Source organism: Vibrio breoganii (assembly GCF_001677275.1).
In the GTDB taxonomy this organism is placed as follows: domain Bacteria; phylum Pseudomonadota; class Gammaproteobacteria; order Enterobacterales; family Vibrionaceae; genus Vibrio; species Vibrio breoganii.
The window spans coordinates 672,782-696,196 of sequence record NZ_CP016178.1; the positions used below are offsets into that span (position 1 = coordinate 672,782).

At 45.2% G+C, this 23,415-nt stretch carries 22 protein-coding genes and 1 pseudogene; 14 read left to right on the forward strand and 9 right to left on the reverse strand.

All coding sequences use genetic code 11. The features are described 5' to 3' along the window. Nucleotides 1-54: 54 nt before the first annotated feature. From A6E01_RS15995 to A6E01_RS16010, 4 genes and pseudogenes are all read right to left on the reverse strand, one after another. Nucleotides 55-528 carry an FKBP-type peptidyl-prolyl cis-trans isomerase gene (locus A6E01_RS15995; protein WP_017028189.1) on the reverse strand — a complete coding sequence of 158 codons (474 nt, stop codon included), beginning with the start codon at nucleotides 526-528 and terminating at the stop codon, nucleotides 55-57. 8 nt (nucleotides 529-536) lie between these two features. Then, the gene (locus A6E01_RS16000) at nucleotides 537-1,166 is read right to left on the reverse strand and encodes a thioredoxin domain-containing protein (protein WP_065210702.1); all 630 of its coding nucleotides are present in this window, start codon (nucleotides 1,164-1,166) and stop codon (nucleotides 537-539) included. 67 nt (nucleotides 1,167-1,233) lie between these two features. Beyond that, on the reverse strand, nucleotides 1,234-2,538 hold the full coding sequence (locus A6E01_RS16005; protein WP_017028191.1) for an inosine/guanosine kinase: 1,305 nt from the start codon (nucleotides 2,536-2,538) through the stop codon (nucleotides 1,234-1,236). 197 nt (nucleotides 2,539-2,735) lie between these two features. Beyond that, nucleotides 2,736-3,209: pseudogene (locus A6E01_RS16010) on the reverse strand (CreA family protein); the annotation flags it as partial. Between the two features lie 151 nt (nucleotides 3,210-3,360). On the opposite strand from A6E01_RS16010, the gene A6E01_RS16015 reads away from it, so the two are divergent. From A6E01_RS16015 to katG, 4 genes are all read left to right on the forward strand, one after another. Further along, nucleotides 3,361-3,915 carry a hypothetical protein gene (locus tag A6E01_RS16015; RefSeq protein ID WP_065210703.1) on the forward strand — a complete coding sequence of 185 codons (555 nt, stop codon included), beginning with the start codon at nucleotides 3,361-3,363 and terminating at the stop codon, nucleotides 3,913-3,915. 115 nt (nucleotides 3,916-4,030) lie between these two features. Next, a complete protein-coding gene (locus A6E01_RS16020; protein ID WP_017032234.1) occupies nucleotides 4,031-4,714 on the forward strand; it encodes an HAD-IA family hydrolase in 684 nt (227 codons plus the stop codon). A 64-nt stretch (nucleotides 4,715-4,778) separates the two neighbouring features. After that, on the forward strand, nucleotides 4,779-5,270 hold the full coding sequence (locus tag A6E01_RS16025; RefSeq protein ID WP_017032235.1) for a LabA-like NYN domain-containing protein: 492 nt from the start codon (nucleotides 4,779-4,781) through the stop codon (nucleotides 5,268-5,270). A gap of 244 nt (nucleotides 5,271-5,514) precedes the next feature. Further along, nucleotides 5,515-7,677: a catalase/peroxidase HPI gene (gene katG, locus A6E01_RS16030; RefSeq protein WP_065210704.1), complete on the forward strand. Its 2,163-nt coding sequence runs from the start codon at nucleotides 5,515-5,517 to the stop codon at nucleotides 7,675-7,677. 50 nt (nucleotides 7,678-7,727) lie between these two features. Here the strand turns inward: katG and A6E01_RS16035 are convergent, their stop codons facing one another. Together A6E01_RS16035 and A6E01_RS16040 are read right to left on the reverse strand one after the other, a co-directional pair. After that, a complete protein-coding gene (locus A6E01_RS16035; protein WP_065210705.1) occupies nucleotides 7,728-8,396 on the reverse strand; it encodes a YoaK family protein in 669 nt (222 codons plus the stop codon). 98 nt (nucleotides 8,397-8,494) lie between these two features. Next, nucleotides 8,495-8,683 carry a DUF2986 domain-containing protein gene (locus A6E01_RS16040; protein ID WP_017029964.1) on the reverse strand — a complete coding sequence of 63 codons (189 nt, stop codon included), beginning with the start codon at nucleotides 8,681-8,683 and terminating at the stop codon, nucleotides 8,495-8,497. A gap of 156 nt (nucleotides 8,684-8,839) precedes the next feature. On the opposite strand from A6E01_RS16040, the gene A6E01_RS16045 reads away from it, so the two are divergent. Next, nucleotides 8,840-9,931 carry a ketoacyl-ACP synthase III gene (locus A6E01_RS16045; protein ID WP_065210706.1) on the forward strand — a complete coding sequence of 364 codons (1,092 nt, stop codon included), beginning with the start codon at nucleotides 8,840-8,842 and terminating at the stop codon, nucleotides 9,929-9,931. Nucleotides 9,932-10,001: 70 nt separating this feature from the next. After that, nucleotides 10,002-10,385 (forward strand): thiol-disulfide oxidoreductase DCC family protein, encoded by a 384-nt coding sequence (locus A6E01_RS16050; RefSeq protein ID WP_017032238.1) that lies wholly within the window; start codon nucleotides 10,002-10,004, stop codon nucleotides 10,383-10,385. Between the two features lie 99 nt (nucleotides 10,386-10,484). On the opposite strand, the gene A6E01_RS16055 is transcribed toward A6E01_RS16050, so the two are convergent. Together A6E01_RS16055 and A6E01_RS16060 are read right to left on the reverse strand one after the other, a co-directional pair. Next, nucleotides 10,485-13,256 carry a glycoside hydrolase family 3 protein gene (locus A6E01_RS16055; protein WP_065210707.1) on the reverse strand — a complete coding sequence of 924 codons (2,772 nt, stop codon included), beginning with the start codon at nucleotides 13,254-13,256 and terminating at the stop codon, nucleotides 10,485-10,487. A gap of 373 nt (nucleotides 13,257-13,629) precedes the next feature. Further along, nucleotides 13,630-15,333 (reverse strand): FAD-dependent oxidoreductase, encoded by a 1,704-nt coding sequence (locus A6E01_RS16060; RefSeq protein ID WP_017029961.1) that lies wholly within the window; start codon nucleotides 15,331-15,333, stop codon nucleotides 13,630-13,632. 170 nt (nucleotides 15,334-15,503) lie between these two features. Here A6E01_RS16060 and A6E01_RS16065 point away from each other — a divergent pair, with 170 nt between their 5' ends. Genes A6E01_RS16065 through A6E01_RS16075 form a run of 3 tightly spaced genes read left to right on the forward strand, consistent with a single transcriptional unit; the run spans nucleotide 15,504 to nucleotide 16,724 of the window. Further along, the gene (locus A6E01_RS16065; RefSeq protein ID WP_017029960.1) at nucleotides 15,504-15,857 is read left to right on the forward strand and encodes an ArsR/SmtB family transcription factor; all 354 of its coding nucleotides are present in this window, start codon (nucleotides 15,504-15,506) and stop codon (nucleotides 15,855-15,857) included. Between the two features lie 14 nt (nucleotides 15,858-15,871). Further along, the gene (locus tag A6E01_RS16070) at nucleotides 15,872-16,294 is read left to right on the forward strand and encodes a YeeE/YedE family protein (protein ID WP_017029959.1); all 423 of its coding nucleotides are present in this window, start codon (nucleotides 15,872-15,874) and stop codon (nucleotides 16,292-16,294) included. 4 nt (nucleotides 16,295-16,298) lie between these two features. After that, complete coding sequence (locus A6E01_RS16075; RefSeq protein WP_017029958.1) at nucleotides 16,299-16,724, forward strand: YeeE/YedE family protein; 426 nt, start codon at nucleotides 16,299-16,301, stop codon at nucleotides 16,722-16,724. A gap of 59 nt (nucleotides 16,725-16,783) precedes the next feature. Here the strand turns inward: A6E01_RS16075 and A6E01_RS16080 are convergent, their stop codons facing one another. After that, a complete protein-coding gene (locus A6E01_RS16080; RefSeq protein ID WP_065210708.1) occupies nucleotides 16,784-17,689 on the reverse strand; it encodes an exonuclease/endonuclease/phosphatase family protein in 906 nt (301 codons plus the stop codon). A 276-nt stretch (nucleotides 17,690-17,965) separates the two neighbouring features. On the opposite strand from A6E01_RS16080, the gene nrdD reads away from it, so the two are divergent. The 5 genes from nrdD to modA all read left to right on the forward strand — a co-directional run bounded on the left by nrdD (nucleotide 17,966) and on the right by modA (nucleotide 23,409). Further along, complete coding sequence (nrdD, locus tag A6E01_RS16085; protein ID WP_065210709.1) at nucleotides 17,966-20,086, forward strand: anaerobic ribonucleoside-triphosphate reductase; 2,121 nt, start codon at nucleotides 17,966-17,968, stop codon at nucleotides 20,084-20,086. 35 nt (nucleotides 20,087-20,121) lie between these two features. Next, nucleotides 20,122-20,592 (forward strand): anaerobic ribonucleoside-triphosphate reductase-activating protein, encoded by a 471-nt coding sequence (gene nrdG, locus A6E01_RS16090; protein WP_017029955.1) that lies wholly within the window; start codon nucleotides 20,122-20,124, stop codon nucleotides 20,590-20,592. A 154-nt stretch (nucleotides 20,593-20,746) separates the two neighbouring features. After that, entirely contained in the window at nucleotides 20,747-21,928 is a 1,182-nt protein-coding gene (locus tag A6E01_RS16095; protein ID WP_017029954.1) for an amino acid aminotransferase, read from the forward strand. Between the two features lie 33 nt (nucleotides 21,929-21,961). Continuing rightward, nucleotides 21,962-22,609, forward strand: coding sequence for an ATP-dependent zinc protease family protein (locus A6E01_RS16100; RefSeq protein ID WP_017029953.1), 648 nt, complete (start codon nucleotides 21,962-21,964; stop codon nucleotides 22,607-22,609). Nucleotides 22,610-22,659: 50 nt separating this feature from the next. Then, nucleotides 22,660-23,409, forward strand: a complete 750-nt coding sequence (modA, locus tag A6E01_RS16105) for a molybdate ABC transporter substrate-binding protein (protein WP_065210710.1) — start codon at nucleotides 22,660-22,662, stop codon at nucleotides 23,407-23,409. Nucleotides 23,410-23,415: the final 6 nt, after the last annotated feature.

Here is a 23,415-nt window from a genome sequence, read left to right on the forward strand (position 1 = left end):
AGATAAAACCATTAGAAAGTAAAAGGGCTGTCATCGACAGCCCTTTTTAATGTCTTACTTTACTTCAATCAGTTCGACATCGAAGATCAATGTTGCTGATGCAGGGATTGGACCGGTACCGTCTTTACCATAAGCAAGCGTGCTTGGGATGTATAAGCGGAACTTGTCACCCGCGACCATCAGTTGCAGGCCTTCTTGCCAACCATGAATGACACGGTTAAGAGGGAATTCAATCGGTTCGCCGCGATCAACAGAGCTATCAAACACGGTACCGTCGATAAGTGTACCGTGATAGTGCACCTTAACGGTGTCAGTTGGTGCTGGGTGAGTCTCGCCGTCTCCCTTTACAAGGACTTCATACTGAAGACCGCTTTCAGTGGTGATGACTTCGTCACGTTGGCCGTTTTCTTGTAAGAAGGCTTGGCCGAGGGCGAAGTTTTCTTGGCCCGCTTTATTTTTTGACCAAATGCTGTAGATCATGAATGCAGCCAAAACCGCTATGATGGCAGGGAATAAAAACTTAGACATTAGTGTCGTTATCCTTTCGCAATTAAGTATTTGATTGTGTTAACAATAGATGGCAGATCGTTGTGAGCTGAAGTGATGACCATATACTTGCCGTTTACTACAAACGTTGGAACTGAGTTGATCAAACCCTTACCCGTAATATCGACAGCTTTAGTCACTTCTTCAAACAATTGTTGCTTCTGCTCTTCGTTTAGATCGTATGGAGAAACCAGTCCACGCTCTGTATAAGCGTTAACCAGTAATTGAGTTCTCTCTTCTGCAGGTAACTCGGCATTGGCATGATACGCATTAAACAGCGCTGTCATCATACCTTCGTCAGGCTTACCCGTTTCAGATTGCATTGCTGCAGCGTAGTAAAACATAGCGGCAGCTTGAGCACTCTCATTGAAGGTGACGTGTATCTTACCAACAGACTGGCCGATCCCTTCTTCAATTTCAGGAATGAATTTTTCCATCTGTAGGCAGTGCCCACAAGTAAGAGAGAACACCTCAACGACAGGTTGCTGCACAAGACCGCTAATATCGTTTGGCAACTGAGAGTAGTGAGTGTTCAGTTGAGGTTCTGGGTTTTCGCTACATGCAGTCAGTAACAGTAAAGAGGCGAAAACTAGGCTAATTATTTGAGTTATTTTTTTCATAGTCCATTAAGTCTTGTTAGTAGGCAGAGGCTAGGCGATATCACAATATCACCCATTTGAAACTTTGTTATCTATCCCAGTAGGCTTCTTCAAGGCTATCTTCACGCTCAGGAAGAGAACGAGACAGGCGAGGAGAGTGCTGAGTGAGCAATTCGTAACTTACTCGGTTTGCGTATTTGCATATTTGCGAAAGTGACGAATAAGTGAGGAATGAGGCGCTGTGCTTTTCAGACGCAGGTACATTCTTCTTGTGATAACCGTTGGCGGCAATGTCGTGAAGCAGTGCTGACAATGCACCGTCACCTGCACCATTGGTGTTCTTGATTTCAAGTGGTCCGCCTAGGTAAGGCGAGATATGAGAGTAGACGCGGATAGGGTCTTTACAGTCAGTAAAGCGCATCGCACGGCTGTATTCATATTTGTTGAACTCTGGAATATTGCCAGGTAGCAAGGCAAATTCGGTTTCCCGCTTCTTGTCGTTCTCTGTGTAACCCGCCATGTATAAGCCGACAGGGCCAGCGGTACATAGAACGAGGTCTACCCATTCAAGTGCTTTATCAGCCGCAAGCAGGGGATCTTTTTCACCGGTCAGCGCTTCACCTTCTTCTTCGTTCATCGCAACAATGGTTACGTTGGCCTTGATGAAGTTTTGCCACCAGTCTTCATTACCTTCGATAACGTACTTGGTGCCAAGGGTGAGGACAACAGGTACGTTGTTTTCTTTTGCCAGTTCAACGGCGCGCTGAACAGCCTTAGGCATTGGATCTTCTGGTTTACCACGCATCAGATAAGAAGAAACCACTAACGCACTGGCTTTCTCGAACACGTTTTCAGGCACGCTTTCAGGAAGCAGCTGATTCATGTGGCCTTCGTTGATAGCGAAGGTACGCTCGCCATCATCGGTGATCAATGTGTAGCAACGACCAATAGGGCCATTAACACGCTGAAGATGATTCAGGTTAACGCGAGATGAGGTGCGGCAAAGGTAACGATACGCGTAGCTACCCACATCGATGTTTTTAGACATGACGCCCAATAACACAGACTTGCTGTCGGCTAGGACAGAGTAGTTGTGTAGGGTGTTACCTATGGTATCGCCAGGGTGTTCGTGGGTGATCAAGCCCTTCTCAACAAGCTCTTGGTAGAGTGCGTCTGCTACTTCCTGTTCGACAACTAATGAGTGTCCCTTACTCAAAGAATATTTTGTCAAAAATTCATCATCGACTCGAGCTTCGATATCAACAATGGTTTGTCCCACGCCAACAACCGTAGGCCTTGATAGCTTGGGTGTCTGACGGATCTGATTGACCAATGGGTCACGAGAATGGGTTGGGAAGTAGTGTTTAGACTTTCTTTGACCAGGAAACTTCATAATGGGGTAATGTAAAAGGAAGATGAGCAGAGTATACCACAGGGTTTACTCTGCATATGAGTGAGGGCGCTTAAATTCTAGGCACTTGAACCCTAACTGATGATTTAAAAAACAACTTCGCTGTTTTTAGAGGCAGCGTCCCCTACCGTCTGAGGCTTATTTACGTCATTAGACGTTGTTGAGTCGGATTCCGCCGAGGTGGTTGGAACGCCGTCAGCAGATTGATAGGCCAATGTATCCCATAGCGGCACTGTAGACAGGCTATGCTTGAAACTGCCGTCGGTCTCTTTAGTCGTATAAGACAAGTAGAGTAGGGTCTGGTTTTCAGCGTCATAGATGCGTCGAACTTTCATCGTTTTAAAGAAAACACTTTTCGATTGTTTGAACACCACTTCACCAGATTTACTTTTGTCGATTGACGCGATCATTTCAGGTGTAATATCACCAGTTTGACGACAAGAGATTGAACTGTCACTGGGGTCAGACAAGCTTAAATTCGCTTCAACTGAGGCTATATGACACGTTACCCCTGGAATCTTCTCGTCATCCAAATTCGATATTTTTATGTCTTTAAGAGTAAAAAAGCCAAGGGATACGTCACCAACTTCATTTTTGCCACACCCTGAAAGAGTCAGGGCAAGGAGTGGAGCCAATAGAGCGATTTTCTTCATTGCGATTTCCGAGAAATTAAACAGGGTATTGAATAGAGTAGAGTCTAACACATACAGGCAATCTTGTTTAAATAAGCGATTGTTTGATAAAGAATTGTTCACACTTAGATCCGTGTGTATCCTTATACAAAATCAAAAAATGAGCATGACTATGAGTAACCCAGCGCCTACACCTAATGTAGAGCATTTACAGCACCAAAAGACCCAGTGGCTTTTGTCTCAGATAGATGTGGCCTACCCAACGAGAGAAAGCGTCTTAGGAAAAGCGTGTTACCTGGACCTTATCGAAAAGTTCAGTGAGATTAATTCGCTAGTATTCCCAGCTAAAGATTTAAACCAAGCAGTGAGTACTACACAGTGGTTGAGAGCTGACTTTCACAAGCTTACGGTACTTTTTGCGCGCTTTATGGCGTCGCACAGCGACATACCTGAAGCATCAAGAGAGTTCTTACAAGAGTTTTTAGCTCAGATCATTCTTGATGACCAAGGTGCTCATTCATTGTGTCTCGGGTTTGAAGGCTCAGAAGTAGTAGGGGCATGCATCGTCTCAAATACCTCAGAGATCGTATTGGTGTCAGACCTTATACTTAAAAATGACCTAGCCCAAGACGTTGAGGTGGCCGCTATCTTGAACCTTTTTGATACAGAAATGAATCAAGGCGAGCAAAGCTGCCCGATATTTTTACAAACATTTGCTTACGTTTAGTGATCCAGGTCGGCTTATCGCCAACAAACAGGGGCGTAGTTAACAGTAAGCACTACTGCTTTTCCATTTGTTACCACTTATTGGTTATAAACGTAAACAGAATCAATTAGATGCTATGGACAGCGAACAGATGAAGTGTGTGATTTTTGACTGTGAAGGTACGCTGGTTGATAGCGAAAAGTTATGCTGCCAGGCCTTGGTCAGTGTCTTTAACTGCTATGGCGCCGAGCTGAGTATGGACGAGGCGCTCAGTCATTTTAACGGTGGCAAACTTGCAGATATCCTTGTGGAAACCAGCCAACGTCTTGGTGTTAAAGTCGATATAGACGAACTCGAACCTCTATACAGAGAAAAAACAAGGGTCTTGTTTCAAGACCAACTTAGACCGTGCAAGAACGCAGTCAAAGTTTTAGATACCCTTAAGCAACACGGAATTGAAGTGTGTGTTGTGTCGAACGGACCTCGCAGTAAGCTAGAGTACACACTTGAAATCAGCGGTTTATCCGATTATTTCAAAGGCGCGATGTTCAGTGCTTTTGACGCAAATAGCTGGAAGCCCGACCCCGACCTTATCCAATATGCGGCGATGCGAATGGGATTTCGCGCTAAAGAGTGCCTGTTTGTCGATGATACGCTGCAAGGCATTCGTGCCGGTGTCGCGGCGAACATTACTACTCTTCATTATCGTCCAAACCCCTTATCTCCTAAATGGAGCGCAGAAGGGGCAATGAGTATCAGCGACCTTAGTGAAGTACTTGAGTACTGCGCAGACGTTCCGCCTCTTGAGTATCATATTTAGCCTTAGATAATCAGCCTAAGTCACGTATACTCTCAGACTTAATCTATAGAGATATCAATCAAATATGAATCAAGCTCTGTCTAAAAGGCGCGTCGCCATCTTCGCGGATGTGCAAAACATCTATTACACCACCCGAGATGCGTATCGTCGTAACTTTGATTACAACGCCTTTTGGGCTTTGGCGATGGAGTATGGCGAAATTACTTCAGCGCAAGCCTATGCCATAGCGAGTCACGATCCGAAGCAGCGTCAGTTTCACCATATCCTTCGAGGCATAGGCTTTGAAGTTAAGTTGAAACCTTATATTCAACGCTCGGATGGCAGTGCCAAAGGCGATTGGGATGTGGGTATCACCATTGATATCATGGAAAGAGCCTCTGAAGTAGATACTATAATTCTGCTTTCTGGAGACGGTGATTTTGAGTTGTTGGTCAAACATGTAGCTGAGCGCTATAACTGCCACGTTGTGGTATTGGGCGTGCCTCAATTAACCGCCAACGCATTGAAAGAAGTGGCTTCAGAGTTCATTGGCATTCAAGATTCTCTGCTGAGATAACCTTAAATCCTAATAATCTACCCATTGAATGCATTGTTATGATGTTGCCTATCAGTGCATTCAACATGTCATCGTTTTTACCTATCAAAGTTATAGCCCTTAAGTATTAGTATATTGCGGCTTTTAAACCTACCTTTATACCAACGCGCAATAGACTGAGTGTTGACATTACAAGGGTAGCGAGAGCTAAACTGTCAACCTGACTTCTATTGCCATTATCAAAGATAAAATCAAGGAGTTAGGTATGACAGGTAAACAAGGTAAATGTCCAGTAATGCATGGCGCGGTGACTTCTCAACAGAGATCAGAGAAGCAGTGGTGGCCCAAGGCTCTCAACCTCGATATTCTTCATCAACACGACTCCAAAACCACCCCCCTTGGTGATGATTTTGACTATCGCCAACAACTCAAATCTCTCGATGTCACCGCTTTAAAAAATGACTTAAAGGCTCTAATGACCACAAGCCAAGACTGGTGGCCTGCCGATTGGGGACATTATGGCGGATTAATGATCCGTATGGCTTGGCACTCAGCGGGAACCTATCGAATTGCCGATGGACGAGGCGGTGCAAGTACAGGCAATCAGCGCTTTGCACCTCTTAACTCTTGGCCTGATAATGCAAACCTAGACAAAGCTCGTCGCCTGTTATGGCCAATTAAACAAAAATACGGCAACAAAATTAGCTGGGCTGATCTGATGATCCTTGCCGGTAATATGGCCTATGAATCTATGGGCTTTAAAACCTACGGTTTTGCGTTCGGACGAGAAGACATTTGGCATCCTGAAAAAGACATCTACTGGGGAGCAGAGAAAGAATGGCTAGCGCCTAGTGGCGCAGAAAGCAGTCGTTATTCCGGCGAACGCGACCTAGAAAACCCTCTTGCGGCGGTTATGATGGGGCTCATCTACGTCAATCCAGAAGGGGTAGATGGTAATCCTGATCCATTGAAAACAGCTCACGATATGCGAGTTACCTTTGCACGTATGGCTATGGATGATGAAGAAACAGTCGCGTTAACCGCTGGTGGTCATACCGTTGGTAAATGTCACGGTAATGGCGATGCTACTTTGGTTGGCGCTGAACCCGAGGGTGCAGACGTTGCTGAGCAGGGACTTGGCTGGATGAACCATCAAACTCGCAGTGTTGGGCGTGACACCGTCACTAGTGGTTTAGAAGGGGCATGGACAACCAATCCTACCCAGTGGGATAACGGATATTTTCATCTATTGTTCACTTATGAGTGGGAGCTGAAAAAGAGCCCAGCAGGTGCTTGGCAGTGGGAACCGGTGAACATCAGTGACGCGGATAAGCCTGTAGATGTTGAAGACTCAAATATTCGTTATAACCCGATTATGACCGATGCGGATATGGCCCTTAAAGTGGACCCTGAGTATCGCAAAATTTCAGAGCGTTTCCATAAGGACCCTGACTACTTCAACGAAGTTTTTGCGCGCGCTTGGTTTAAGCTAACTCATAGAGATATGGGACCGAAGAGTTGCTATCTAGGGCCTGATGTTCCTGCTGATGATTTGATTTGGCAAGACCCTATTCCAAGTGGGGCGACTGGCTATGATGTAGAGTCTGTAAAATCAAAGATCAAAGACAGTGGGCTGAGTCTCTCTGAGCTTGTCACTACAGCATGGGACAGCGCAAGAACCTTTAGAGGATCAGATAAGCGAGGCGGTGCAAACGGCGCTCGAATTCGCTTATCGCCACAAAAAGATTGGCAGGGTAATGAACCTAGTAAACTGGCTAAGGTACTAGCTGAGCTTGAGACAATAGCGAGTGAGTCAGGGGCAAGTGTGGCTGACACTATCGTCATCGCCGGTAATTTAGGCGTCGAACAAGCCGCAAAATCTGCAGGATTTGATATAAGCGTGCCATTTACTCCAGGTCGTGGTGATGCCACCAGTGAAATGACTGACGCTGAATCTTTTGCAGTCCTTGAGCCTGTTGCTGATGGATTTAGAAACTGGCAAAAGAAAGAGTACGTGGTGACGTCAGAAGAGCTATTGCTGGATAGAGCGCAACTAATGGGGCTAACCGCACCTGAGATGACAGTGCTAGTGGGTGGTCTGCGCGTTATAGGTGCCAACTACGCTAACAGTTCGCACGGCGTGTTCACTGACAATGTAGGGGCATTGAGCAACGACTTCTTCGTTAATCTCACCGACATGAATAATGTTTGGAAGCCGACACAAGATGGGTTGTATGAGCTGCGTGATAGAGCGACTGGCGATATTAAGTGGACTGCAACACGTGTGGATCTGGTCTTTGGTTCTAACTCGGTACTGAGATCTTACGCTGAGGTTTATGCCCAAGACGACAGTAAAGAGAGGTTTGTATCCGACTTTGTGGCAGCGTGGACGAAAGTCATGAATACCGATAGATTCGATCTACTGTAAACCAGTGTTAAAGCCTCATAGTGACCTCGCTATGGGGCTTTAATTTTTGGTTAGCTCAACGGTCGGTGTTGTCTTGAATAGAACTTATAAATGACCGCAATGACAAAACACGCCGTTGCTGGTAGCAGTAGCGACATAAACTGATACTTTGCGTAGAGTATCACTCCAGCAGTTCCGCCCAATACAAAGCCCAAGATAATGTAGATAAACAATTTAGCTTTTCTTTTATCTAGAGGCTCGCCTCTAAATAGCTTACCTAGCATTATCCCAAGGTCGGTGAAAATCCCGGTAACATGGGTCGTTCTGACGATCGCACCGCTATAGGTCGTTGCCATGGCATTTTGTAAGCCGCAGGCTGCAGAGGAAAAGTACAAACCAGAAACGTTGTCTGAGGAAAGAAGCGCTAGTGCGATGAACAGCAGCAAAGACTCAATTAAAAGCACTGAGTCATAGTGTCTGCCGAGCTTTAACGTAGAGTCATGGAGCAAGTAACCGGCGACGGATGAGCCGAGCATAAAGGAAATCAACACGCCCAACAGGTGCAAGACATGAGCAAAGGAACTGTCGATAACGCTGATGCCGAGCAGTGTTGCCGTTCCAGATAAGTGCGAAACAGACTGGTGCTCAAAACCAAGCAAGCCGATTGAGTTAACAAAGCCTGCTACCAAAGCAAGAATGAAAGCACCCACTTCCACCCATTTTGGCAATCGAGAAATCACAGTGAAATTCCTGTTTGAATATCTTTGGAAAACGACAAATTGAAGTGCTAGATAAATCTAACACCTCTGGAGTCGGAACGAGTTTGGGAAAGGGCTTTTTACCCTGCTGGAGATGCTTGATCTGTTGGCTCTTGCTCGACAGACATTTCGGTTTGCTCAGCTTCAAGCTCCATTTTTGCGCGCTCTGCCTTTGAAATGTATTTAGGCTTATTTGAGGTATGGAGTTTTGAGTTTTGCTTTTTCATTCTCTTTTTAAAGATCTGATTGATTTTCTTCTTGCGGTTCATTTTTTAACCTTGCTTAGCTTAACGGGTCTAAGACTATCACATTCTCACAATTTTGGTGATGTAAAGCAGGTAAATAACTACCGCTAAGCGTTATTTGTCTCCTTTGAATGCAGTATACTCATTGGACCAATATTGATTTGAAACAAAGCAGGTAGTATGGCGAAGAAGTTTGCAGAAATCTCGGGTTGGGGAAAGTGTCTTCCACCAACAGTATTGACCAACGATGATCTTAGTACGTTTCTTGATACGTCAGATGAGTGGATTAAACCAAGAACGGGCATATCCGCAAGACGCATCAGTCATGTACAAACCTCAGATCTAGCAACCGTTGCGGCTCAGCAAGCGATTGATTGCGCTGGCATTCAAGCGAGTGATCTTGACCTTATCATCGTGGCTACGTGTTCCCCTGATACCTTGATCCCAAACATTGCCTCCAAAGTGCAAAATAACCTGAAGGCGTTTCAAGCCGCTGCTTTTGATCTTAATGCTGCCTGTACAGGGTTTGTATACGGCCTGGAAACTGCGACACGCATGATTCAAGCGGGTGCCTACAAGCATGTCTTGGTCATAGGTGCAGAAAGACTGAGCTTTTTTATCGATTGGACGCAGCGTGATACAGCGGTTCTATTTGGAGACGGCGCAGGCGCAGTAGTACTTTCAGAGACAGAAGAGGAAGTGGGTTTACTGCAAAGTAAACTAGGTTGTGACTCTGAAGGAAGAGACATTCTAGCAGTACCAAGCTTTGGTACCTCAATGGAAAGATTTGCTACAGACAACGGCTACTTTGAGTTTAACTTTGTAGGGCGTGAGATATTTAAACGCGCAGTCAAAGGCATGGGAAGCGCGGCGCAACATGTATTAACCGAAGCTCAACTGCCAACCTCTAACATTGACCTTGTGATTCCCCATCAAGCGAATGTACGAATTATTCAAACGCTGTGCGATCTGGCGGGTATTGAGCAAGAAAAAGCCTTTATCAACATCCAAAACTACGGCAATACATCGGCGGCTACTGTGCCAATTGCTATCTGCGAAGCCGCTGAGCAGGGCGCAATCAAGCCTGGTGCTGAGATTTTAACCGCTGCCTTTGGCGCCGGACTGACTTGGGGAGCGGGTAGAATTCGATGGGGTCAACGTGTGACGCCAATAAGAGAAAGCAAAGCAGTTCTCCCTCGTTGTGACAAAACTGCCCTTGAGCTTTTAGAACAAGCCATCGATCATTGTAAGAGCAACCCAAATAGAGGGTAATCTTCTATGACCTATATTTTCAGCTACTCCGTATGAAGAATATTCTCACTTACTGGTGATAGAGGAAAATATGGGTCAATTCACCCTGTTCTATGATGGCACCTGCCCATTGTGCGTTAAGGAAATGACGTCCCTTAAAAAGCATGACACTTACAATCAACTGCTACTCGTCGATATTCACGCTCAACACTTTACTGATTACCCCTATATAGATGCCAAACAAGCATCGGTAATGCTGCACGCGTTAAATGAAGAAGGAAAACTTCTATTGGGTTTGGATGTCACCTACCAGGCTTGGAGTAGAGTAGGGAAAGGTTGGCTGTATGCGCCAACGCGTTGGAAAATGTTTCGCCCTTTGTGCGACAAAATCTATCTATGGTTTGCCAGAAATCGCTACCCGATCTCCCGCTGGCTAACCGGATCTTCACGATGTAACAGCTGCAGGCTCAAGTAGCGAAATAAAAAAAGACCGAGACACACGGGGGAGCACTCGGTCTATATCATCTGATAGCTGATAGCTGATAGCTGATAGCTGATAGCTACTGGCTGTTAGTTACAGTTTGGTGAAGCTTAGCGTTTCAAGAACCAGTCCACGTTTAACAAAGTTGATGTGGACCTCGTATGTTCCTGCTTCTAGCTTAACGGTCAAGCCGTCAACATCAACGCTCTTACCATCTGTACCGTTCACTGGGAATGACATGCTGAATAGGCCATTTAAGTGCATGCTACATGATGACTGAGCCAGTGAATTTCTATCGTAATGCGCTACAGCCGAGCAGTGGTATTCGCCTGCTGTTTCGATCTTGATGGTTTTAGTCACATTTGCTGCTGTATTCAACTCAATAGGCTGTTCAACAGAAATAGCGTCTTCGCTGATTTGTGCTTGCGGCGCAAACGGCTTAATCGGTTCGTACTTCTTAAGCGGACGAGACATCACTGGCGCATCCATAATGAAGCGACAGATGTTCATTGCGCTACGTTGCAACTCACCAATGGTCAGTGTGCCGTCTTCTACCGCTTGGATAGTGTTGTCACCCATACCGTTCGATTCAGCCGTGTCATTTTCAACAACCATGTATAGGTCGTTTTGAGCGCGAACCATGAACGAAGTAAAGGTTTTAGACTCTTCTCCAGCTAGAACGCAGTCATTCATCTTCGCCCACCAGTCGGTCATCACGATGCCAGAATACCCCCACTCACCACGCAGAATGGTAGTGTTTAGGTCGTAGTTTGATGCTGCCCAGTGACCGTTGATTGGGTTGTAAGAGGTCATGATAGTGGTTGCATCACCTAGCTTAACCGCCATTTCAAACGGCTTAAGGTGGATCTCGCGAAGTGCACGCGCTGACATAGCACTGTCTGAATCTACACGCGCCGTTTCTTGGTCGTTTGCTGCAAAGTGCTTAATAGTGCCTGAAACACCTGCAACCTTAAGGCCACGAGTTTGCGCTGCTGCCATAATGCCCGTCATGAACGGATCTTCAGAGAAGTACTCGAAGTTACGGCCATTTAATGGGTGACGGTGGATGTTGATGCCAGGACCAAGCAGGGTATCAATAAGGTTTGCTTGCATCTCTTCACCCACAAGCTTGAATAACTCATGGTTAAGCGGTGTGTTCCACGTACAAGCTAGCAATGTGCCGATTGGCACCTGAGAGGCTTTATGTCCGCTATCCATGCGGATACCAGAAGGGCCATCTGCCGCCGCTGCTGTTGGGATACCTAGCTCAAACAAGCTATCGCTAACACCGCCAAATGCGGCCGCAGTACCTGGAGTGACCTTAGGGCTACACATACCTTCACCGCGAACGATAGTCGCTAACTGCTCAAGACTAAGCTGAGCAATGAACTCTTCTAGAGTTGCTTTGCCTTCCTTAACATCAGCTAAACGAATACCCTTATCACCAGTGATTTCATAAGTGTTAGGCATGTTGGCTGTGATGCGTTCCTCAAGAGAAACGGTGCGTTGCGGTACTGCTTCGTATGCTTTTTCGTACAAGCCATTTGTTGCCAATGCACCAGGCTTAAGACGATCAAACTCTTGTATCGCTGCCATTGCTTCTTGAAGCTGCTCTACTACAACTAGGTCTTTTAGCTCAACCTTAGCGTCGATAGCGGTTGCTTGACGTACGTTTTCACCCAAGTAGAACTGGTATGTGCCTGCTTCAACTACGAACGCGTGAGCATTGCCAGTAACGCCGTTGTCGTCAAATGAAGCCAGTGCGCTCAATGCTACAGTGATAGTCACAGTGTCACTTTTTCCAGCTTCTAACTCGCAAGTTTTTCCGAAACCCGCCAACACACGAGCAGGTTTGCCAAGCTTACCTTGAGGTGCTTCTACATAGAGCTGAACCACTTCTTTAGCTTTGTATTGTGAGCCTGTGTTAGTGACCTTTATGTCAAACGTAAAGAATTGATCTTTTCCTTCGCCTTCCACTTTGAATGAAATGCACTCGCGCTCGAAGCTTGTGTATGAAAGACCGTGACCAAATGGATACTGAACGGCTTCTTTGTTAAAGGTTTCAAAGTAGCGGTAACCCACATAGATGTCTTCTTGGTATTGGTTACATACCTTGCTACCGAAGTTAGCATCAGAAGGGTAGTCTGATAACTTGTAGGCGATAGTGTTTGTTAGGCGGCCACTTGGTGCGATATCACCTGACAATACGTCAGCAAGCGCGTGTCCACCTTCCATACCTGCAGCCCAGCTGTACAGTACCGCAGTGATTGACTCTTTATGGTCAACAGTCTCTAGCCAAGACATGTCCATAATGTTGGTCACGTTCATGACGATGATTACGTTATCAAAGAAGGCGTTGACCTTGTTTACCATAGCAAGCTCAAGATCAGTTAACTTGTAGCTTCCTGCTTCGTTTGCATTATCTTGGTCTTCACCCGCGGTACGGCCAATAAAGACGACTGCTTTGTTTGATTTACCTGCAGCAGTCTTAACAATGTCATCTGACAGAGGCATTTCGTGTTGGAACCAAGGTTCTGCTGCCCAACCGCCACCGCCATCGTCAAATGGGTTGTCTGTAATCCAATTTTCGTAAACGCTGACCAGATCTTCATTGATAACAACGGCTTTATTTGCACGCAGACCTTCTAACGCATTAATTGCGTAGGGTACGTTTACCGCGCCACCTGAGCCCGTGCCACTTCTATAGGTGTCAATCTGACAGCGGCCAAATAGAGAAACGGTATCTTCCGAGGAAAGGGGAAGCGTATTTTGACGATTCTCTAATAATACAATGCCTTCACCAGCAGCCTGACGGCTGACTGGGACTAAGTTTTTCTGAGCAATGCGTATTTGTTCTGTTTGCATAAAGTTATCCGATAAACCTATTAATGGGCTAAATTTAAGAACACTTTTGATTGGTACACCCCAGAAAGAAAGCGCTTTCTTTCTGCGTGTAAAGAAAATGTCCGCGTTAATGTTTCCCCCCCATGATGAACTATCTGGAAGGTTTTGTTGATTTGTTGGCAGTGTAAATAACAAAAGTGGGCTTGTGCGTAAGAAATATCAATAGTGTGAATTCATTCTCATTGTGCGTATTGATAAGGGGATCTTGCTCTCGTAATTACAGGGAAAAGGGAAAAGGGAAATTTGGAGAGGGGGTAATAAAAAAACGCTTCACCTTGTACTTACACAAGACGAAGCGTTATTGGGAACTAGTTAAGTAAACGCAGTACGGCTTTTAAGCATTAGCCATCTTATAGGTTTTGAACCCGCCGATCAGGTTTCTTGCTTTGAACCCATTATTCACCAATTGTCGATAGGCGACGTTACCGCGTAGGCCAACTTGGCAATAGACCACAATTTCTTTGTCTTTCGGTAGTTCATGCATTCTATGGCGCAACTGATCGACAGGGATATTGATATCACCTTGAATGTGGTTGCCATTCTCGCGCTCACCGGGATTACGTACATCAAGTAAAACTTGTTCATCTGACAAGCTATCGACTTCGTCAAAGTGAATTGGAGTCGAATCACCCTTAACGATATTGTTGGCAACAAACGCAGCTTGGTTGATTACATCTTTAGCGCTGCCATAAGGTGGCGCGTAAGTCAGTTCAAGGTGTTGAAGCTGATCAACCGTCATTCCAGCGCGCTGGGCGACGGCCATAACATCAATGCGCTTATCAACGCCATCTTTACCGGTTGCTTGGGCGCCAAAAATCTTGCCTGTAACAGGGTCGAACAGCATTTTGAAAGAGACTATCTCTGCACCTGGGTAATAGCTTGCGTGGCTAGCGGTGTGAACATACACCTTTTCAAAATTGATGCCTTCACGTACAAGCTGTTTCTCATTCTTACCGGTAGACGCAATGGCTAAGTCAAACACTTTACAAATGGCGGTGCCTTGTGTGCCTTGATAGGTCTCCTGACGGCCAAGCATGTTATCGGCGGCCATTCTACCTTGTCTATTTGCAGGTCCAGCTAAAGGCACAAGGGTTTGATTGCCCGTAACAAAATCTTTTTCTTCTACCGCGTCTCCCACGGCATAAATATAAGGGTCGTTGGTCTGCATAGACGCGTTGGTATGAATACCGCCTAGCTCGCCAATCTCAAGCCCTGCTTGTTGAGCGAGTGTAGTTTCCGGTTTAACGCCAATGGCCATAATCAGAATGTCTGTGGCTAACTCTTGACCATTGTTGAGTCTTAGGTTCAACGAGCCTTGCAGGTGTTGATGATGCTCTGTTTCACCGGCTTCAGTATTTGCGATATGTCGATTAGGTTTGTATTCCACAGACTGAAGTGCGACGCCGAGTCTGAGGTCTATGCCCTTATCTAGAATTTCTGTATGGACAAAGCCCGCCATTTCACGGTCAACAGGGGTCATAACCTGATCGGCCATTTCAATCAGGGTAGTTTTGATGCCCAGCTGATGAAATGCTTCCATCATCTCTAGACCAATAAACCCACCGCCAACAACGGTCGCATGCTCAGCTTTGTTCATTTTTAGGGTATTGATGATGCGATCCATATCGGGAATATTTCGCAGCGAGTGGGTGAGTGGATTATCCAATCCGTCAATAGGGGGCACGATCGGTCCTGCGCCAGGGCTGAGCAACAAGAAGTCATAGCTTTCTGTGTATTCGTTGCCATCAAGCAGGTTCTTTACGGTTACTGTTTTCTCTTGACGCTGAATAGCAACAACCTCGTTCATCACTCGTACATCGACGTTAAATCGTGCAAGGAAACTCTCGGGAGTTTGTAGCAGAAGCTTGCTTCGGTCGGTGATGTCACCACCGATGTGATAAGGCAGACCGCAGTTGGCAAAAGAAACAAACTCGCCTCGTTCAAACATGATAATTTCTGCATCTTCGCTCAATCGACGTGCTCTGGCAGCCGCCGATGCGCCACCGGCGACACCGCCTACGATAAGGATCTTAGTCATTGTTGTTGCTCCAAACTTGTTTTTATATTTGTGGGCTGTGAGTATTTCAATTCAATAAGTAAATTCTAATATTAACAGGGCTAAATTTGCAAGCACTAAATTAGCATTGACTAATTTAGTGTGTGGTTTACACTATCCGCAGTCATACAATTAAATGAAAGGTATGAGGCTTGATACAAAATAACCAAAGCTATGCACAAACCAATGTAAAAACTGGTGCACAAACCGAGGCATCCGATCTTCTTGAGATAAAAGCAAAAGCGGACAATGTCGCGTCTGTTTTGAAGGTATTGTCTCACTCAGAGCGTTTGATGGTGGTGTGCCAATTAATTGAGGGTGAGAAAGGGGTGTCGGACCTGCAGAAAGGATCGCTACTTAATCAATCGGCATTATCTCAGCATCTTAAGGTGCTAAGAGACAACGAACTTGTGCAAGTGAGAAAAGAATCGCAAAAAGTGTTTTATTCGCTGAAAAACCAGCAAGTAGAACAGCTTATCCAATCGCTATATCAAATTTACTGTTAATTAAGGAGAAGATTGTGGAGTTTACCATTCCTTGGTCCTCGCTATTCGGGGGAATGCTTTTAGGCGTTTCAGCATCAATGTTATTACTTTTCAACGGCAAGATTGCTGGCATTAGCGGTATTGTCTCTGGTCTTATGAAAAATGAATCCGGAGATAGAGGTTGGCGTTGGTTGTTTGTTATCGGCATGGTCGCTGGTGGTGTATTAGGAGTAAATGCATTCGGTGCTTACATTCCAATGCAATACGACACCAACCTAATGCTGCTATTACTTGGCGGTTTATTTGTGGGTATAGGCACTAAAATTGGCAATGGATGCACGTCCGGTCATGGCATCTGTGGAATTGGACGCTTGTCTAAGCGCTCAATCGTCGCGACCTGCGTGTTTATGCTGGTGTCTGGTATTACTGTATTTGTTCGCTTGCATCTAGTGGGGTAAGGGTATGTTTAAATTTATCTCAATTATTTCGGGTGTGTTATTTGGTCTGGGTATGGCTATCTCAGGAATGGTCGACCCGGTGAAGGTTATTGGATTCTTGGATATAGCGGGCAACTGGGACCCTAGTCTGGCGTTTGTGATGGGTGGCGGCTTAGGCGTGTTCTTGCCTGTGTACTTTTTGGTTATTAAGAAGCAGCCAAAACCACTATCAGCAGAGACATTTTCAATTTCCAAAAGCAGCCTTATCGATAGTCGTTTGCTAGTGGGAGCAGGGTTATTTGGTATCGGTTGGGGTTTAGTGGGTATTTGCCCTGGACCTGTCGTTTCGTCATTAGGAGCAGGCAACATACAAGCATGGATGTTCCTAGTGGCAATGCTGGCGGGTTTCTATATTGGCGGACGCGTAACGAGTGTCACAGCTAAGTCTTGAGCAATGCTAGAGTCGACGATTAATCAACGCCCTCAGATATGAGGGCGTTTTTGTGTGTACTACTTGATCGAGAGCGAGACAGGACAGTGATCACTGAGCTGATAGTTAATCACATCGTTTTTTGAAAAAGTGTCTTGAGCAGGCTCAGAGAACGCTAAGTCGGAACTTACGATGACATGATCAATAAGATTTCGGAACCTATGAGTTTGTTTCGGGTTTCTGTTAGATCGCACTTCACACTTGGCCTTAGAGTCAGCTGATGCGAGAACTGCATTAGTTGTGCCTTGTGTAAGTTGCTCCCATAACCAGTCGCCTCGGTAGGCAAGGTTATGGTTAAAATCGCCCATGATGACAAAAGAATCTCTATTGCTCTGCCTAACCTTAATCCACTGATTGAGCATTGTTCCTTGCTTATCCAAGAGTTTGCAGGATCGGTTGTTACGTTTGGCCCCCTGACAGCCCGCTTTAAGATGAACAGAAAGCACATGGATATTTGGCTTACTGTTGCTTCTTTCTATCTCTATATAGCTGGCAAAGCGAAGCTTACCATTTTTACTGGGGTTCAAATCAATATCGGGGTGGTTATGAACCTTAAGCGACTTGCGCACGGCAAATCCCGTGTACTGGTTGATATCGTTGAACTGTCGATGGGAATTTGTAGTCAGCGCACGATCAGACAGTATTATGTGGTAATCAGTACCAACGACCTTGCTGATGGCTTCAGCACTATCGACTTCTTGAAAAGCAAGGATGTCTGCATGGGTCTTATGAAAGTAACCAGACAAGCTTGAGAAGTCATCCATGCTCCTATTACTTTCAGAATATTGTGGATAACTCTGCGTAGATAGCCAGGCTATGTTCCAAGTGGTGAGGTTTATAGTGGTTGCATATGCACCGCTTGGAAGCGCTGAAATCAGCAATATTACCCAAGTAAATGCAAGTGATTTTTTTAGTTTTTCTAGCATCTAAATCCGTTGTTCCTTTTCATTGCCCATTCCAAAAGCACTTCAAAAATTGCAAGTTTTTCTGAAAAATTTATGCGATTTTTTTTGTTATGAGGACGAGATCATTTATTCAAAAAAGATCGGTCTCAAAATCGCTCACTCAACCCTTACATTGATCTAGATCAAAAACATTGGGTGGCGGTTCTCGTTTAATACGCCCACAATATGTAGTGTGTAAAACAAATATGAATACCCTATATAGTGTATCTGTGTATATGCTGTGGGTAAGGAGAATATGTGAAACCAGTTGTTCTAAAAAGAGATGGATCTCTCGCCCCATTTACCAAGGATCGTATTGTTGCAGCAATAAAAAGTGCTGCACCTCACACAGATGAAGACTTAGCGAACTATGCCGAGGGCGTCGCGTTATCTGTTGAGCAACAACTGGTAGATAGCCAAGAAGTGGATATCCAGCAAATCCAAACCCTAGTCGAGAACGAACTGATGCAAGGTCCTTATAAAGGACTGGCACGCTCGTACATCGAATACCGTCATGACCGTGATATGGCTCGTGAGAAGAAGAGTGTTCTAAACCAAGAAATCCAAGGTTTAATTGAGCAATCAAATGCTGATCTTCTTAACGAAAACGCCAACAAAGACGGTAAAGTGATCCCAACTCAGCGCGATCTCCTAGCTGGTATTGTAGCTAAGCACTACGCAAAAACGCATATTTTACCTCGTGATATTGTTCAAGCACACGAAGATGGCGATATCCATTACCATGACCTGGATTACGCACCGTTCTTCCCAATGTTTAACTGCATGCTAATCGACCTTAAAGGCATGCTAACACACGGCTTTAAAATGGGTAATGCTGAGATTGACACGCCTAAGTCGATCTCTACTGCAACGGCGGTTACTGCGCAAATCATTGCACAGGTTGCAAGCCACATTTACGGCGGCACAACCATTAACCGTATTGACGAAGTTCTTGAGCCTTACGTGACTTGTAGCTACGAAAAGCACCTTGAAGTAGCGAAAGAGTGGGACATCCATAACCCTGAAGAGTTTGCACGTTCTCGTACAGAGAAAGAGTGTTACGACGCTTTTCAATCTCTAGAGTATGAGGTCAATACTCTGCACACAGCAAACGGTCAAACTCCTTTTGTTACTTTTGGTTTTGGTCTTGGCTCTACGTGGGCTTCAAAGCTGATTCAAACGTCTATTTTAAAGAACCGTATTGCTGGCCTTGGTAAGAACAAGAAGACAGCAGTCTTCCCTAAGTTGGTGTTTGCAATCCAAGATGGCTTGAATCATAAGCCAACGGATCCTAACTACGACATTAAGCAGTTGGCTCTTGAATGTGCGTCTAAGCGTATGTACCCAGATATCTTAAACTACGACAAGGTAGTAGAAGTCACGGGTTCATTTAAAACGCCTATGGGTTGTCGTAGCTTCCTCAACGTCTATGAAGAAAACGGCGAGATGATCCATGAAGGACGCAACAACCTTGGTGTTGTTAGCCTTAACTTGCCACGTATTGCGCTACAAGCTGGTGGCAGTGAAGAACGTTTCTATGAGTTACTAGACGAAAAACTAGTCACAGCGCGTCGCGCCTTAGAGACTCGTATCACTCGTCTAGAAAATGTGAAGGCGCGTGTTGCTCCAATCCTATACATGGAAGGCGCGTGTGGTGTTCGTCTAAACCCTGATGATTCAGTATCTGAAATTTTCAAGAATGGCCGTGCTTCAATTTCTCTGGGCTACATCGGTATTCATGAAACCATCAATGCGTTGTTTGGTACCGAAGAGCATGTATTTGATGAAGCGCGTTTACGTGAGAAAGCACTGAAGATCGTCTCTTACTTGAAAGAAAACGTAGAGCGTTGGACAGAAGAAACGGGCTATGGCTTTAGCCTATACGGCACGCCAAGTGAAAACCTATGTAGCCGTTTCTGCCGAGTAGACACTAAAGAGTTTGGTGTGATCAAGGGCGTTACTGACAAGGGTTACTACACCAACAGCTTCCACCTAGATGTTGAGAAGAAGGTTAACCCATACGACAAGATTGACTTTGAGATGCCTTACCCGCTTATCTCAACCGGTGGTTTTATCTGCTACGGTGAGTTCCCTAACATGCAACGCAATATTGAAGCGCTAGAAAACGTTTGGGATTACTCGTATAGCCGAGTTCCATATTACGGCACCAATACACCTATCGATGAGTGTTATGAGTGTGGCTATACGGGCGAGTTTGAGTGTACAAGTAAGGGCTTTACTTGTCCGTCTTGTGGCAATCACGATTCTTCTAAGGTATCGGTTACGCGCCGTGTGTGCGGTTACCTAGGAAGCCCTGACGCACGTCCGTTTAATTTCGGTAAACAAGAAGAAGTTAAACGTCGCGTTAAGCACCTATAATTAACCATACTGATAGCATATAGAGTAGGGCATTGATGAATTACCATAACTATTATCCTGTAGATGTAGTAAACGGGCCGGGTACGCGCTGTACCCTGTTTGTTTCTGGTTGCATTCATCAATGTCGTGGCTGTTATAACCAATCAACTTGGTCTCCAAGCTCTGGCCATCTCTACACTCAAGAGATGGAAGACCAGATAATTGCTGATCTTAATGACACCCGAATTAAACGCCGAGGTTTATCTCTGTCTGGTGGCGATCCCTTGTTTCCAGGCAATGTTGAGTCAGTGCTCAAGCTGGTCAAGCGTGTGAAAGAGGAGTGTCCAGGAAAGGACATCTGGCTTTGGACCGGCTATTTGCTGGCTGAGCTCTCCCCAGAGCAGCAACAGGTTGTGGATTTTATCGATGTGCTGATTGATGGCAAGTATGAAAAAGACTTTGCAGATGTGCGTCTAGAATGGCGTGGCAGCTCTAATCAGGTCATACATCGCTTCGATCTCAAGTAATTTCCTTATCAAAGGACGCAAATTAAGCGTCCTTTGCTTTATCTGAACAAAAAATAATCACGAAACAGGGTTGCCGATTAATAACTGTTTCGATTTCTTTCGCCAAGTGATAACGTGAGTCTATCCAAATGAATTTCAAAGGGTTGTGACTTTCATGTTCTCCAATCTTCCAGCACCTCAACAGGATCCAATCCTGTCTTTATCTTTAGCTTACAGACAAGACCAACGTGATAAAAAGATCGATCTAGGTATCGGTGTTTATCGCAATAGTGACGGGGTAACGCCAGTCATGGAGTCTATACAAAAAGCTGAGCAAGTGGTTCTCAATAGCCAACAAACAAAGGCTTACGTCGGCATGGCGGGCGATGAAGAATTTAATGCTGCAGCATTAAAGCTTGTGTTACCTGACTCAGTTATTGGCGAACGTGCTATATCAGTACAAACGCCAGGGGCGAGTGGTGGATTGCGCATGCTGGCAGAGCTGATTGCGTTTTCAAACCCGGGCGCTACGGTTTGGCTGAGTAATCCAAGCTATGTTAACCATCAGCCAGTGATGGAAGCTGCAGGCCTGAAGGTAAAACACTATCGCTACTTTGAGCCAGCGAGCAAGCAGGTTGATGTAAATGCAATGCTTGATGATTTGAGTAACGCTGGTGCGAAAGATGTTGTGCTGCTTCACGGCTGCTGTCACAACCCAACAGGTGCAGATCTATCGCAAGATGCATGGAAGCAAGTAACGCTTCTCGCGCAAAAAAATGGCTTCTTGCCGTTTATCGATATTGCTTACCAAGGCTTTGGTGATGGACTGGAGCAAGATGCATTTGGTGTTCAGCACATGGCCGCTAATCTTCCAGAGTTGTTGGTGACCAGTTCTTGCTCGAAAAACTTCGGTTTATACAGAGAGCGTACGGGTAGTGCGATCGTAGTAGCAGATCAGCAAAGCCATGCAACGAATGCGCGCGGTAAGCTATTACAGATGGCAAGATCAACTTATACTATGCCTCCTGCGCATGGCGCGTCTATAGTTAAAACTGTGTTGTTAGACAATGAGTTAAAGTCTTCTTGGATGACTGAGTTAGAGCAGATGCGCTTAAGACTGGTTAGCTTAAGAGAGCAGCTGTGTTTAGAGTTGGTTCAGAATACAAACTCTGAGGACTTTGAGTTTATTAAACAACACAAAGGTATGTTTAGTGTACTCGGTTTCTCAGCGCAGCAGATGACCAGACTTCGTGAAGAGTTTGCTGTGTACGGTGTTAACGATGGCCGTATCAACATTGCAGGCCTAAGGGAACAAGATTTAACTTACGTAGCGTCAGCTATAGCAGCGGTTCGATAATAATAAATAACTTAGATTAACAGGGTGGATTGGATGAAACATTGGAAAATTTTAAGTATTGCTTTGTTTGCAGGCTCTTTGGTCGCATGTTCAAGCACACCACAAGAAAGTGGTAAGGAAGAAATAAAGTTTGAACAGCCGGTCATGGAGCAAGAAACTGAAGAAGCAGTTGAAGAAGTGGTAGAAAAAGAAGAGCCAGTGGCTGTTGAAGAAGAGAAGGAAGCTGAACCAGCGCCTGCTCCGACGAAAACAGAAGATGGCAAACTTATTCTTGGTGAACAAGAATGGTTGTTCTTCCCTGAATTCAAAGCGACAGTGAAAGCACGCGTTGACTCAGGCGCTACAACGTCTTCTCTATCCGCTATCGAAGTTAAACAGTTTGAGCGTGATGGCAAGAAGTGGGTGAAGTTCAAACCAGCCTACGCCGGAAAAGTTGGCAAAGAGATCAGCCTGCCAATTGAGCGCTTTGCAAAAGTGAAGCAATCAAGCTCAGAAGAATCGGATAAACGTCCTGTGGTAGCGATTTGGATTCAGCTTTCTGAACTGAAAGAGAAGACAGAGTTTACTCTAGTCGATCGCTCGCACTTAGACTTCCCAGTGTTGCTTGGACGTAGTTTCGTACGAGATGTGGCGATTGTTGATGTCAGTCGTAAATACGTACAACCAAAAATCACTAAATAATAACGAACAACTAGGTGCCCTTTATTGGGCACCTACTTATTAAGAACCTTATGCCGCGTATTCTAATTCCGCTTTTACTACTCTTCTCTTCATTCTCATTCGCCAATTCAAACCAAACCGTCTACGTCTATGCTGCATCATCTATGACGCAGGTTGTTGAAAGGTTAATTGAAAAAGCTCAAGGGCAGGGAATAGAAGTAAAAGGGGTCTATGGGTCATCGTCTTCCCTAGCCAGACAGATTTCCCAAGGTGCGCCTGCTGATATCTTCATATCCGCAAATACACAGTGGATGGATTATCTAGAACAACAGGGCGAAGGTGTTAAACCCTCGATTAACATTGCGGGAAACCAGCTTGTTGTAGTGTCAGGAAATAAAGACGTAAGGTTAGATAGACTAGATGATCTCTCTAACTGGAACAAAATGTTAGACGGTCAGCGTTTAGCCATTGGTGAATCAAACACCGTTCCTGTTGGTATCTATGCGAAACAAGCCTTACAGAATCTAGGCGTGTGGCAGTCACTGTCAAAACACACGGCTCCAATGAAAAATACTCGTGCTGTGCTTGCCATGGTGGAAAGGCAGCAGGTGCCAATGGGTATTGTGTATGTTACCGATGCAAAACAGTCGAAACAGGCTCATCTAGTTTCGGCTATCCCAATGGATCTTTACGAGCCTATTAAGTACCCAGCGTTGCTACTTTCAGATAAAAGCAGTGCAAATCAGGTATATAAAGCCCTTTATAGCAAAGAGATGAGTCAATATTTGCTAGAGTTAGGATTTACCCCATTAACCCAATAGGGAAGG

Bases quoted from the DNA above. Each gene is read 5' to 3' on its own strand.
- A6E01_RS16040 (WP_017029964.1), bottom strand. From the start codon at position 8,683: ATGAACCGCAAGAAGAAAATCAATCAGATCTTTAAAAAGAGAATGAAA.
- modA (WP_065210710.1), top strand. From the start codon at position 22,660: ATGCCGCGTATTCTAATTCCGCTTTTACTACTCTTCTCTTCATTCTCA.
- A6E01_RS16020 (WP_017032234.1), top strand. From the start codon at position 4,031: ATGGACAGCGAACAGATGAAGTGTGTGATTTTTGACTGTGAAGGTACG.
- A6E01_RS15995 (WP_017028189.1), bottom strand. From the start codon at position 528: ATGTCTAAGTTTTTATTCCCTGCCATCATAGCGGTTTTGGCTGCATTC.
- A6E01_RS16005 (WP_017028191.1), bottom strand. From the start codon at position 2,538: ATGAAGTTTCCTGGTCAAAGAAAGTCTAAACACTACTTCCCAACCCAT.
- nrdG (WP_017029955.1), top strand. From the start codon at position 20,122: ATGAATTACCATAACTATTATCCTGTAGATGTAGTAAACGGGCCGGGT.
- A6E01_RS16055 (WP_065210707.1), bottom strand. From the start codon at position 13,256: ATGCAAACAGAACAAATACGCATTGCTCAGAAAAACTTAGTCCCAGTC.
- A6E01_RS16060 (WP_017029961.1), bottom strand. From the start codon at position 15,333: ATGACTAAGATCCTTATCGTAGGCGGTGTCGCCGGTGGCGCATCGGCG.
- A6E01_RS16100 (WP_017029953.1), top strand. From the start codon at position 21,962: ATGAAACATTGGAAAATTTTAAGTATTGCTTTGTTTGCAGGCTCTTTG.
- A6E01_RS16045 (WP_065210706.1), top strand. From the start codon at position 8,840: ATGGCGAAGAAGTTTGCAGAAATCTCGGGTTGGGGAAAGTGTCTTCCA.
- A6E01_RS16025 (WP_017032235.1), top strand. From the start codon at position 4,779: ATGAATCAAGCTCTGTCTAAAAGGCGCGTCGCCATCTTCGCGGATGTG.
- A6E01_RS16095 (WP_017029954.1), top strand. From the start codon at position 20,747: ATGTTCTCCAATCTTCCAGCACCTCAACAGGATCCAATCCTGTCTTTA.
- A6E01_RS16050 (WP_017032238.1), top strand. From the start codon at position 10,002: ATGGGTCAATTCACCCTGTTCTATGATGGCACCTGCCCATTGTGCGTT.
- A6E01_RS16015 (WP_065210703.1), top strand. From the start codon at position 3,361: ATGAGTAACCCAGCGCCTACACCTAATGTAGAGCATTTACAGCACCAA.
- A6E01_RS16000 (WP_065210702.1), bottom strand. From the start codon at position 1,166: ATGAAAAAAATAACTCAAATAATTAGCCTAGTTTTCGCCTCTTTACTG.
- A6E01_RS16080 (WP_065210708.1), bottom strand. From the start codon at position 17,689: ATGCTAGAAAAACTAAAAAAATCACTTGCATTTACTTGGGTAATATTG.
- A6E01_RS16075 (WP_017029958.1), top strand. From the start codon at position 16,299: ATGTTTAAATTTATCTCAATTATTTCGGGTGTGTTATTTGGTCTGGGT.
- katG (WP_065210704.1), top strand. From the start codon at position 5,515: ATGACAGGTAAACAAGGTAAATGTCCAGTAATGCATGGCGCGGTGACT.